This is a genomic window from uncultured Desulfobulbus sp. (genome assembly GCF_963662935.2).
Lineage (GTDB): Bacteria > Desulfobacterota > Desulfobulbia > Desulfobulbales > Desulfobulbaceae > Desulfobulbus.
On sequence record NZ_CAXXTL010000002.1, the window covers coordinates 2,228,916 to 2,241,999 of the forward strand.

6 protein-coding genes are annotated in these 13,084 nt (G+C 45.5%); 4 read left to right on the forward strand and 2 right to left on the reverse strand.

The annotated features are described in order from the left end of the window. The first annotated feature begins 705 nt into the window (after positions 1-705). Complete coding sequence (locus ACHZCX_RS14190) at positions 706-2,157, forward strand: hypothetical protein (RefSeq protein WP_319587866.1); 1,452 nt, start codon at positions 706-708, stop codon at positions 2,155-2,157. Position 2,158: 1 nt separating this feature from the next. Continuing rightward, a complete protein-coding gene (locus tag ACHZCX_RS14195; protein ID WP_319587867.1) occupies positions 2,159-2,914 on the forward strand; it encodes a hypothetical protein in 756 nt (251 codons plus the stop codon). 208 nt (positions 2,915-3,122) lie between these two features. On the opposite strand, the gene ACHZCX_RS14200 is transcribed toward ACHZCX_RS14195, so the two are convergent. Next, on the reverse strand, positions 3,123-7,499 hold the full coding sequence (locus ACHZCX_RS14200; protein WP_319587868.1) for an NACHT domain-containing protein: 4,377 nt from the start codon (positions 7,497-7,499) through the stop codon (positions 3,123-3,125). 198 nt (positions 7,500-7,697) lie between these two features. Next, complete coding sequence (locus ACHZCX_RS14205) at positions 7,698-8,753, reverse strand: tetratricopeptide repeat protein (protein WP_319587869.1); 1,056 nt, start codon at positions 8,751-8,753, stop codon at positions 7,698-7,700. A gap of 562 nt (positions 8,754-9,315) precedes the next feature. Between ACHZCX_RS14205 and ACHZCX_RS14210 the strand changes: the two genes are divergently transcribed. Together ACHZCX_RS14210 and ACHZCX_RS14215 are read left to right on the forward strand one after the other, a co-directional pair. Beyond that, a complete protein-coding gene (locus ACHZCX_RS14210) occupies positions 9,316-10,764 on the forward strand; it encodes an ATP-binding protein (RefSeq protein WP_319587870.1) in 1,449 nt (482 codons plus the stop codon). Between the two features lie 81 nt (positions 10,765-10,845). Next, the gene (locus ACHZCX_RS14215; RefSeq protein WP_319587871.1) at positions 10,846-13,074 is read left to right on the forward strand and encodes a hypothetical protein; all 2,229 of its coding nucleotides are present in this window, start codon (positions 10,846-10,848) and stop codon (positions 13,072-13,074) included. Positions 13,075-13,084: the final 10 nt, after the last annotated feature.

Consider the following 13,084-nt stretch of genomic DNA (forward strand, 5'->3'; position numbering starts at 1 on the left):
TAAGAGGATATTGGTTGTTTGGAAAGAAGCGGCGTTCTCTGATTTCTCTAAAGAGCCATCTTCCAGGCTGTTTGCCTCTTTTGCCTCGATTCAAAAAAAATCGTCCGATGCAAGGTCACGTTGCACTAGGAGATTATGGCCGACGATTTAAGGGATCCACCTCCATGCAGTTGGGTGACGTAGCCTTGGCTATGGTGATTGCCTTTCTTCTGGTGCGTTGTTGATTGCTTCCACCAACCGTTCAACATTCTTATCCAACAACAGATAATCGAAAAAATCTGTCACGATTCGTAACCCGCAAACGACTTATCCAGTACCAACACTTCAATCAGGGCGGTGCGGCATACATTGTTGATTAACAGCAGAACCCACTGCCTGCCGCAAGGCGGGCCGGGCGGACGGCGCCTGGGAACAGAAGCCGAATTTTCCCATTCTTCAGGAACGCGAACAAACGAAGCACACTGCTTCCTGATTCTTTCGCTGGCCCATCAATTCGCTGATCGTTCGCCCCGTAACGATCCTTTTCATTCTTGCTACAAAGCACCAAAACAATGGTCTTCGCATCCCAATATTTTTTTTGTAATGGACGGTCTCCCCTTATATGGATTGTTTCGAAAAAATTGTCACATCTTCGATCAGTCTTGCGACTCAACAACTGACAGCAAGCCCACAGTCACCAAGCACACTCAAACTGGAGGTAGCCATATGAAGAATGACAAGTCCATCTTAGGATACAAACAGGCTCCCGGATGCAAGACCTGGCAGGTTATCCCGAACCTCTCCCTCGATAAGGTCGAGCAGGCCACCCAACCGAAAGCAAACGGCCTCCAGGACGGCAGCCAGAACTATCCACCCGCAGGTTATACGGATCGGGCGGAAACAGAGAATCGTGTCATCTATCAGGCCGAGGAATACCTTGCGAACGTGAACGATCACGCCAACAAGGAAATGACCGACATCGATCGGAAGATCCAGGAAACCGCCGTGACCAGGGAAGACACCTTCTCCGATTTAACAGCATCGGCGGACAAGGAGTTCCAGCACTACCTCCTCCAAGTGCAACCCGAGTTGCAGCGACTGCGGGTGGAAGAGCGGCAGCAACTTCGCTATTTCAAGCTGTTCAAGGCCAAAAACCGCTTGGAACGGCTCGCCTCCTATCCGGAAAGCCGTTGGTTCAACTTCGCAGTGCTTGCCTTCTGCGTTCTGTGCGAGTGCGTAGCCAACATGTACTTCTTTGCCGCCGGCAGCCAACTGGGCCTATTGGGAGGCTTTTCCCAGGCTTTCATCATTTCCGTCTGCAATGTCGGGGTGTCCTTTTACGTCGGCCGCTTTGCACTGCCCAACATATGCCACATCAACTGGCTGCGAAAGGTATTTGGAGTACTCGCTTTCATCTGCTGGTGCATTGGAATCTTCGCCTACCATCTGGTAGTGGCCCACTACCGCGACATGCTTGCCGTGGATGCCTCCAGGGCGCTCACCGGTGCCGTGGCCAAATGTATGGCTGATCCGTTGGGTCTGCAATCGTTGGACAGCGTGCTGGTGCTGGTTATCGGATGGTTCATCTCCATCGTTACCATCATTGATGGCTTCAAATTTGACGACCGTTATCCAGGCTTCGGCGAAGAGGATCGCAAATACCAGCAGAAACGCCTGGCCTACGAGGCAAAGGAGAAGGAAGTGCGGGATCGCATGGCCGACAGCATTCATCAGGCGGAAAAGCAGGTCGCTGAACGCTTGCAACAGCATGAGCATAACCATGCAAGAACCAGCGATCTGTACACCGGGGCGACTTCGGTGGTCGATCATTTCAGCAATGTCTACAACCAGGTCGACGAGATCGTCAATGCCGCAATCAGTAAATACCGCACGGCTAACCGTCAGATCCGCACCGATGCCGATCCGGCCTCCTTTGCCACCATGCCCAAGGTGAAAAGGCTGATCGAGGTGGAGAAATTCCACCGGCAACTGGATCAGTTCAAAGCGGTCAAGGATACCTCCTCCGGGCTACTGGAACAAAACCGCAGGCATGCGGCCATGGTTCAGACTGCCCTGGCAGGAAGCGCTGCTTCCCTGATCGAACGCATGGACCGTTTAGCCGAAGATGTGAGCACCAAGGCCGAGAAAGAGATCAGTATCATCAACCAGGAGGTGTGAAATGACCAGGAAAGACAAACAGGGTATTGGCATTCTTGCTGGAGTCGTGACCATTTTTCTTTCCCTGTTCGTGGCGGTGTATTGGCTCAAGGCCTCATCGGACCAGTACGACCACGACAAGCTCTGCCGCAACGACGGCGACTATCCGCGACTCAATGTGCTGATCGACAAAACCGACCCTTGGAACAAGCAGGACCAGCAACGGCTCGCCGCCCTGATCCGCCGCATCAAGGAACAGCTCGCTACCAACGAGCGTCTCTCCATCTTCGTGCTTGACGAAACCGGTACCTATTCGCCAACCCCTGTGTTTGATATGTGCAACCCCGGCCGGGGCAACCAGGCTAACAACCTCTACCAGAACCCCCGCATGGTACAACAACGGTTCGATGAACAGTTCCAGGCCCCTCTCGAGACAGCCCTGGCTAAACTGCTCCAGCCCGGTGTGGCACCCCAATCGCCGATCCTGGAAAGCATCATTGCCCTCAAAGGGTCAAATAAACAGCCCGAGCGGATGATCGTTGTGTCCGATATGCTGCAGAATTCCGAAAACCTCTCTTTTTATCGGAGGGACAGCCGCAGTCTGGTGAAACAGGAGAACAATCAGGTCTGCCAGATCCCGAGTCTGTACGAGAGCATTGAGGTGCATGTGGTCAACCGGCCGACTGTTGCTGGAGCTAGCCGTCAGCAGGTGCGGAATTTCTGGCAAGGATGCCTGCGTCGGTTGGCTGAACAAGACCCGGCCTGGCAGGGATTGTGAGCAGCTATGACGAAAGATGTGTAGCGGAAGGGTTCTGTTGTATCTTGACTGAATGGTTGCATCGAAACAATCTGTGACGGTTTTGATGGAGGGGACAGTTAATGCTGACCACCTGTTTCAACTGTCAATCGGTATACGATATCATAGTTGAGACAAGCCTTTAGCGATTTTTCCTTCCTTACACCGACATTCTATCCGTTACAGGAAGTTAACCAATTGAATCTACAACAGGAAAAACGGTCATATTATTAATAGATTTTACGTAGAGCAAATGACGTTGTGGGGAATAGGCCAAACAGAGTGGTTTATTCTCAAGAAAACCAGTTTTCAGCACTTGTCCTTCTTTACCTGGTTCCATATTCAAAATATAAATAGTCTTATTAAAATAATCTATAGATGCCAAGCTATCATTTGGCAACTCGGCCACATCCGCGATATGATCTAGAGGGGTCTCCAAGACCCTGCTCGAACCAGACTGCACATCCCAGATACGAATAGTATTGTCTCCAATGCCAGACATCAACCGTCCGTCGGAGAGCACAGCTAAGTATATAACAGGGTTTTCTGAATATCCTAGAATTTTTCCTTCTCCACTTTCTACATCCCAGACACAGATAGCATTTGAAGTCGGTTCATTTTCTCGTCCATATAAATTGCAAACAGCTGCCAGCAGGCCGTTTGGTAAAATTATCAATTTTTCGAACCCTATAGCTCCAGGTATAGGTTCTGGATTGTTTAAAAAGTTCAAGTAATCACATTTGCCAGAGGTAATATCCCATATTTTTATTGTATTATATGACTCACCCCCACATGCTAGCCGACCGTCAGGAAGCACGACTAGTTCCTTAATGAAAGCTCCGCCGTCCCTGTCCAAATCAGAGACTATCCAATTGCTTCCAGCCTGCATGTCCCAAATATGAATCCAATCATTTAAAAATTCCAAAGTGGCAACGCGCCCATCATTTAGAGCGGCTATGCCATAAATCAATTCTTCACTTTGCCCTATTATTTTAACAGTCCTAGTTTGCCCATCATAGGTTCCAATTTGATTGGAATAATCAGAAAATACGAGGTCGCCATTGGGCATTACGTCCATTAGCTTGATTTTAAGTCCCTGAACCCCATCCATAACACGATTTTCGCCCGATGCCACATTCCAAATGCGGATGGTTCCGTGCCGGTCCCCTGAAGCGATGTGGCGTCCATCAGGAAGGGCAACCAAAGAAGTTATACGACCTTTATCCTCTTTGTAAATTTGAACGTTTCCCGTCTCTACATTCCAAATGCGGATGGTTTCGTTTAGGTTTCCAGATGAAGCGAAGTGACGGTTGTCAGGCAAGGCAGCAAAACAAGTTATTCTAGTAGAATTCCCCCTAAAAAATTGAGATCTTTTTGTGTTCATGTCTAATAATTCCAAGGCGAATTCTCCAGGTCCTTCTCTAAAAACTAAAACAAACTGGTTGTCGGGCAAGGAAGCAAGATAATGACAATTCTCATGCATAACATCGCTACTACCGGTTTCTAAATTCCACCTATGTAATGTGTTGTTTTCAACCGAATAAAGAATACCTTCGCTCGACACAACAAGCATTGCAATGCTATTATTACACGTCGCAATCATACGGTGCCGACCTGTTTCTATATCCCAGATGCGGATGGTTTTATCGTCGCTCGCAGAAACTAGACTACCGTCGTGAAGTACAGCTAAGCTAGTTACTGGCGCCTCATGTCCTTCTAAGCTCCAACTATTACCAGTCTCCGTGTTCCAGATACGGAGAGTTACATCTTTGCCCCCAGAAGCTAAGTAACCGTCGGGCAACAAGGCTAAGCAATTTATTTCATCATCTACATTAAAAATCAGGCAGTCACCCGTTTGCACATCCCAGATACGGAGAGTTGTGTCTTTACTCCCGGAAGCAAAGCGGTTACCAGGAAGAGCAACCATGCAAGTTATCTCATTTGAATGGCCTTGAACCCTATTTCCATAACCATTATTGGGAATTAGGAGGTTTTTTCTAGTTTGTAACTGGGGCCAAAACGTGCAAAGTGCTGGACAGGCGCGAAGCATCTCCGCCAGCATTTGAGGATTTTTTTCCAAGTGCAGTCGCCAATCTTGGAGGAATCGGTTCAATGGAGCAAGTCGCTCAGTAGATATTCTTCCGAATTTATGTTCATATTTAATAAGGATGGTCACATCTAACCAATCAGAAAGCCATGTAGTGTCCGCTATATGGAAAGCTACTTTTTGCATCCACTCAGGAAAAAAATCAGACTGTAAAAGCTGATCAAAATATATACCTGCGGATTCGCCAGCAAATAAAATAAGATATATTAGTTCTTGATAGAGATAACTATGCCGTTTATCTAGATTGTCTGAACGGAGGGCGTAAAGTTCCTCTTTGGCTAACGATTTCAATCTAGATTTAGTGGCATCTATATCCTCTTGACGCATAAAATTAATAAAGGCTCTCTTGTGAGCTACCTTACTGAAGGAAAACCCCTCTCCCTCCACCTGTACCAGCTTGATGGTATGTTGCAGATCAGCGAGCGCCAGACGGATAGTCAGGCTCTCGTTATGTTCGAGGAGTCCGGGCGGGTAGGCCTGAAAGGCCTGTTTTTTGCGGCCGCGGAAATCTTCTTTGGAATCAGGATCTTCCAGTTCTAGAACCCATTGGAGGATGACCAGGGGAATGGGTCGGTGGATTGCAGCCAGCAGACAAAGCAAATCGGTGAGAAAAGTAGTATAGGGAATAGCACTGGTGAACCGCTGCCATGCTTGCTCACCCCGGCGCAGCCCAAAGACATCACGGAGGCGGCCCGGATCAGTGTGTTGGGCAAAGAGCCAGGAGAATTTTTCACTGGGACTGTCGGGCAATTCTTGCCAAGTGGCGGCATCAACCGTTGCTGCCACGCCGGCCAGTTTGTTATTGAGAGCGCGGCCAAGCAACATGAGCATCTCGGGATCGTGCAGACCGCTGTCCAGTCGAGATCGCTGCAGCGCCTCATCGATTAGGTGCGGCTGGGCATCGAGCAGATGGACGGGCAATTGCCAGCCGAACAGGCGTACCGCCTCGGCCTGATCAAGACCGTCGAGTGCAATTAATTGGCAATCGCTGTGCAGTCGTTGCAAAGAAGACCGCGGCTGACTGCTCAATACCCAGGCCACCTGACCTTGACCCATATGGATCAACTGCAGCAATGCCTGCACCAGGGAGTGGTCTTTTTCCTGCTGTTCGTCCAGATTCTCGTCCAGGCCGTCGACAAAGAGAATCAACCTGCGGTCCTCCATCTTTTCCCGCAAGGCTTTGATCACCGCCTGGAGATACTCCAATTCCAGTACACAGGTTGCCGCCCCCTCGCGGAACGGTGGCCTATCGACAGCGGGCAGCCCCGCCTGTTCCTGGATTTGGCGGCGCAAGCCGATCAGCACGGCCTCGGTGGCGTACCGATCTCGACCCTGGGTGCGATCGATGGCATAATAACAGCAGGGATCTTCCATGGCGCAGTCGAGAAAGGTGCGAGCCATGAGCAGGCTCTTGCCCATTCCGCTTGCCCCCTGAAGATAGACATGGTGGCCGTCGGCAATGGCTTGACGGATCAGGCCACCCAGATCAAACCCGTCGCTAACCGGCGGCACAAAGTTTTCTAAAGCATCCCGAAGAAGTTGCGGCACTAGTTCCTCGGGCGGCCGTACCGGACGGAAAAGAGTTGCATTGTCGTTGGCCAACAAGGCTTCTATTCTGTTTAACTTCAGTAACACAGCTTGGCTGCTTTTTCTGCGCTCGCACTGGCGCAGGTAATCAAAAGCTTTCTCCCGATCAAAATTACCGTTGTTGTTGAATGCGAGACGAATGGGAACCTTCACTACAAAATCGTTTTTTATAGTCTCGGTAACAACAACCACATCGGATGAGGGCACGACGATCAAAGCGGCCACCGTCAGTACGCGCTCATCCGCCATGCGGCAGGGAATCAGCTTGATTACCGGAACAAGGGTCTCCACATAAGTCCCGACAAATTCGACGGCAATGTTCTGCTGGATTATCTGCTTATTTCCATCTTTGGAGGGAACTAACTTCTTCTCTAGATACGAATGCTTTTCGTTGACTTTGGGGAAAAGGATATCCTGCAGTTGTCGTATGTAATTGTCTTCATCGATTCGACCGTTTACCAAGCCGATCCTGTCGGGTTCAACACCGGTAATCTCGAAATGCATTTCTGTGTCATCGCCAATCAATGAGGCGACGGGGATGCTGACGGAACCTGGATTCTCGTGGCTTTGCTTCGTTTCCGCAACACCAAGGAGTAATAGCCCTCCCTCGGCGTTGGCAAAGGCGATGATGCTTTCAATAACCCGGTAAGCAAGAATACTATTGGCGGGTTTACTGCTGTGATAGGGGGCTTTCTCGGTATCTTTTGCTTTGAGGTCTTTACACTTATCCTCCCAATCGGGGGCGTAATGAAGAAACGCTTTGCACTCGAAGTGCTTGTCTTCGGATTTTCTGCTGCCAAGGAATTGCCGAAGATCGGCTTCCATCCACGGGGCATAAACGTCGGCGGGCAAGGGAAAGGCAATAGCGGGCATAAACGCCTCTCTTTTTTGAAGAAGTGATCAACAAAAGAATCCTATGAAATTCCGTCATAATAGACGAGATTATAGCACGAGGCAAGGTTAGCGCGAGCTATTCAGCATCGGACTTTCCTGTAAAAAGACAGGCAAGCGAGGTTTGATATCCCCGCTTGCCTGGTTCGTAACGTTTAAGTTTAAGCCTGTTAGATTAGATCAATTGGTTGTATCTTTTTTTTCCAGTTTGTATTTTGCATAGGTTTTCCCAGATTTGTAATAATTCAGGATGTCATCACAGTCTTTATTGTCTCCTGTTTTTTTCATAGTGCATGATTCTTGTTTATTCATTACAGCTTTATCGAAATTACCATTCTCTGCATATGCAGCAGCAAGTGTGTTAAGAAAATAATATTCTTTCTTCTCATTTTTTATACTCTCCATCAATTCGAGTGATTTCTTTGGATTTCTCAATTTGTCGCTTTTTGTGGTAGCATAGAACCACGCGTAGGCGTTGGTGACATATTTTCCATGCTCAGGATGATATGATACTGATTTGTCAAGATATTTTTTTGCATCATCCATATTCTCATCGTTTATTAATGATATATAACCTAACATAAAATTGACATACGCCATCTGGCCACGGTCAGTCGATTCATTTAACTTTGATAAAGATTCTCGCAGCAAAACAGCTGATTCGGCATATTTATCCTGGGCTAATTTAGCTGCTCCAAGGTCGCATAACAACTCTCCTTGCCTTCCATCTATATTGATAGCTCTTTCAGCGTATTGAACAGCATCTTCATAATTACCCATAAGCCTGGAAGTTCTTGACATGATCGACAAAATCTTTGAATTTTTTTCATTTCCGTTATCAAGAACATGTTTAAATTTATCATGAGCCTTGACTAAATAAACATCATCTTTGTCCTTATCGAAATACATTTTGAAATATATTTGACCCAACAATACATGATAATCATTATGGTCGCTCCATAACTTTATTGATTCATTGATACTTTCTTCAGCCATTGTGTACTGATTATTATTATAATAAGATGTAGCCTTTTTATAATATTCTTCAGCTTTTTTCTTATCCGATTCACTTATGTTGCTAGCTATACCAGCTGCAGCTCCGGCATATTGGAGCCCTCCAATAGCCATCTGCGTTGCATATAACGCTCCTTCTGTGCATCCTGCCAATAATGACGTGCAAAGCAAACCAACAACGATAAACATACAATTATTGCTACCAACATACTTTTTTTTCATTGATCCTGTCTCCTTTTGATAAAATTGAGTTTTTTACACGAGTTCCTTTCGCAGGAGAATCGCCTGTATTTTTTTTGTCGTTCCTCAGCGTGAATATGGGACTATTTTCTCAAATATTTTTCGTTTTTTGGCGAACCGATATTCGAAGACAGCCTACAGGCATACATTTGCCTGTTATTACAGGAAATAATCGAAACAGGGCTTCATTTTCCATATTCCCTAATGACCAGATGGAAGGCGACTGACGTGACGTGAAGTTGTTTTTTGCCGAACGAGTATAAAAGTCGTTGAAAAAAGGAGGGGCATCTGCTTGCTTACAGCTTGGTTACCGAAGCTCGCAAATTTTCATGCTTTAACGTGAGTAGCTTGGCGAAAGCCGTAAGCTCTTCGTCATCCAAGGATTTCGGGAAATTCTGAATAGTCCCACTAGCAAGGCAATGGTACTGATATACGGGCTCATCGCCATTTGGAGTGGAATCCAAACCGGAGAAGCCACCTTTGCTGATTCTGAATTGCTGATCCTGAACGATTGAATTTCGTCAACATTTCGAGGAAATCTACTTTGAAAAACAGGGAATTTGAGCTAGCGCTAGATCTTACGCAACAAATTAAGAATGAAACAAAAGCATTTTTCAAAGAGGGAAAAAACCAGACAGAAAGCATAATTCTTGAATACAAGGCTTCCTTTGCCTATGACACGGCCCTGGCGCTTTGTCCTTTTTGTTCGAGTGACAAAAAAAATCTTCTCAATGATGCTTTATCGTTACGCATACTCGAAACAATAATTGGCTTTGCAAATACCAGTGGAGGGCTGCTGATAATTGGTGTTGCCGAAAAAAAAGGAAGGATTGTTGACCGGAAACACCAAGAAATATGCACCGAGAAATACAAAGAGCACACTCAAAAGCCTCGTTGTTTTCAAATGGGAGAGCCACTCGCTTGCCCAGAAATAGGTCCCTTGCAAATTGCTGGAATCGATTGTGAACTCGAAGTACGAGGAGGTGATTTCGACTCTTTTCAGCGAATGATTATGGATAGATTTTCACTGGGATCGGGAAATCACGCTCGCATAGGAATTCCCTTTAGGCCTTCTTTGTATCCATGCAACACAGAGGTGCTAAATAAACTGGTCATGCCATCCATCAGTCCCGACACCCTCATAAAAGACATATTTTGCATTAATTATGAAGATGGTATATCGAAGCAGCTTTGCGGAATTTTAGTAGAACCAGCATCCGCCCCCGTGACGCTCAACATTCGCGAAGAAGGATCGCATACAGTAAAAAGTGTATTCCCTTTTCGTGTGCCTGGAAAAACTTATGTCGAAGACGATTTAACAAAAGTTACCGATTACATCAGAAAACGATTTCATAATAATTTTGAAGAATCTTTCTATGAAAAATTAGAAAAACTGTTTGATGAAAAACTGAATAATTCGAAAATAACCACAGGCAATAAATGTGAGATTTATCCATGGAAAGCTTTCATCGCTGAAGGAAAGGCAGTTGCACTGAAAAGCGGTGTAGCATCCACTCTAAATAAATTGAACGGATGCTCAAAGACGTGGTTTTCAGGTGATATGACTGTAATTCTAGGAGCAGGTGAAATCAGGAATAAAAAGAATGCAGGAAGAACAACCGGAACATGGAGCATACAAATAGACTCGGAATATTTGGATAACTATCAGAAAGGTTATCTAGTGATAGGGTGCCTCCGATTTTTCGGCGGACTTCATTCTGCTCATTACGGAGCCAAAGTTGAAGTGCTTGTGAACGATAAATACATCGATGGATTCAGCTTGATGGTCAAGCCACCTGAGCATACAGATTATTTCCATCGAATTCCCCATGCCAACCTTCCTGACATATGGCCATTAACAGCCTGCAGAACTCTTTACACGTGGCCACTTCACAAAAATTCTCTTAATTTGAACGGGTTGCAAAATATAACCGTGACAATAGATAAAGAAGTGAGTTGGGATATTGATTATGTGGCAATTATATCATCATGAAACAGTTATGAATTGACGATGGAGCAAAAAGCAGACACAATTTTTTATAAATTATAAATAATCATTGATTGATTAAACTTTATGAATCCAAATCTCACATCTCAAAAAGAGGTTAAGTCAATTTTTAATCCTTTTATTAATTATTTTTCATCAAGTGATGATCCAAATAAAGATACTGTAAAATTATTGGAAATAAAGCACAATCTTGACAAAAAAATACCAGTATTAATTTCCTTTAGTAAAAAATATTTACAAAAAGATATAAAAAAATATATAGAAGGAAATTTTTCGTCTTATGTAGGGAGGTACTACGGGAGTAATATAACCCGCGTTCTTGGCGATGTTGTTCATGGAAAAATGTTGCGCAACTGCGTTTTGTTGAGCAAAAATCTCATCGATAAACAAGTAGATCAAAAAAAATGGCATGAGGCTTATACTACCGTAGTCACCTTCCTTCGCCCGAAGATATGTCAATATGAATTGAACGATTGGGTCTTGGTCGTAGACGAATCTGGAAACTTATTGGATCATCATAGTCCAGCACAAGATAAATCCAATCCCTCGGTTATGATAGCGGTGCTGATACCGCCCCAATCCAACCTCCCTTTTTGCCCCATTGGATATCATGGCGCCCAAAGTGCCCCGGCCACCTCAAGGCAACTCCGGAATAATCTGATAGAAAATGAGGAAATCGCCATATTATCCTGGAAATACAATCAAGCTGATCCTTACAGGATAAAGGTTAATGCAAAAGAAGGTCTGCATTTGCAAATGTGGTTACATGCATTAACGCTCAGCCTTGAGTACATTGCTCAGAAAAGTCATTTAGGACCGAAAACGGTATGGATTTACATTGAGAATGTCCTCCCCTACGAGGCTCATTCTCAAGTGCTCATTGGTGACATACGGCGATTGCTCGACAGTGTTCATAAGAGAAAAGGTTGGTGTAACCTCACTGTCATGGGACCAACAATTGTACGCAAAGACGAGCATCCCTGGCTCGGCTATGCAGATTGCCTTGGGCGTGTCTTCGATACGTATCCTAGCCATAACTCTTTTTCCGAACTGGAGTTATTTGAGCAGATCAAGAACCGAAAAAACACCTTTAGTTTTCCTTATACCCAAAAAGTGCTCCAAGAGATACACAGCCTCATAGAGGCATCGTATAGATCCCCGGATTCGACGCTTCGCTCCCTGGCTAATCTGGACGAAGAAACTTTTAGAACTTACGGTTCATTGCTGCTACCAGTGACCATTGAGTGCCTTAACCGGATTACTCCACCGGAAAAAGAGTCATTGATAAAACATCTCAATGAAAACCTCACCGATAAACCTCGCTGCTACTATGCATCCAGCATTATTTCCCGGGAATTGCATAAAGACGGTACACCTCTGACCGAAACCATGGCAGCCATAGCCGAGATGAATCAGTTTTTGGCCTGTAACAGAACGGGTGACGTGGAGCAGGCTGTACGACTTAACCAATATTTCCTCACCAATAATATCGACTCAGTGAGCCGGCCCCTTGCTTACCGCTTTATCGCCAACGTCATCGATTGTGGACAAAACAAATTGGAATTTGACGAAACTGAGCAACTAGGAGAAAAATACCGCGAACAATGTATGAGTATGTGCAAGGATATTGAAACGGCTGCTCATTGCCTTGGTGGTCACATGCAGACTCTCGCACACATAGGCAAAACTACTGAGGCACTGAAACTGTGGGGAAAAATCTATCCCTTGCAATCATCAATTGCAGCGCGAGTCCGTTATCTTGCCTATAAAATCCATTTACTTTATGACCTTGAAAAATACGAAACCGCCGTTAATCTGGCCAAGGATATCCCCGCCATTTCCGGCGTTCCAACACTATCCGATGCCTCTTACGACAACCCTTATCTCGCTGTGGCGCTCCTAAAATTATATAAAACGAAGCCATTTCTTGACGAAGATACTCTGATTTTTATCACGCAGCGAATACCTGTGCCAAAATCGTTTCCCGGGATGCTCCTTCTCTTCTGGCAAGTGCAAATTGAGCACAACAAGCAACAAATTAGTAAAGACAAACTAACAGATCTAAAGTCCCACTTTGCTCAAAAGCAACCTTGCGAAGCACTGGAGTTGATTGCAGCCTGTCTCGAAGCTCAGCTGGCAATGGATGGAATTATAGATAACATTGCGCATGATGAAATTTTTACTCAACATGTTGCTTCGTTTTCATGCAATGTGAGAAAGCGCCTAAACTCTTTCCCTGTAAAGCTCCAAGAAAAACTTGGCTACCTCAACCCCCTTCGGTTTAATTTCAGGTGACAAGCAGAAT

Coding starts and splice junctions, on each gene's coding strand:
- ACHZCX_RS14190 (WP_319587866.1), top strand. CDS start 706: ATGAAGAATGACAAGTCCATCTTAGGATACAAACAGGCTCCCGGATGC.
- ACHZCX_RS14195 (WP_319587867.1), top strand. CDS start 2,159: ATGACCAGGAAAGACAAACAGGGTATTGGCATTCTTGCTGGAGTCGTG.
- ACHZCX_RS14200 (WP_319587868.1), bottom strand. CDS start 7,499: ATGCCCGCTATTGCCTTTCCCTTGCCCGCCGACGTTTATGCCCCGTGG.
- ACHZCX_RS14215 (WP_319587871.1), top strand. CDS start 10,846: ATGAATCCAAATCTCACATCTCAAAAAGAGGTTAAGTCAATTTTTAAT.
- ACHZCX_RS14205 (WP_319587869.1), bottom strand. CDS start 8,753: ATGAAAAAAAAGTATGTTGGTAGCAATAATTGTATGTTTATCGTTGTT.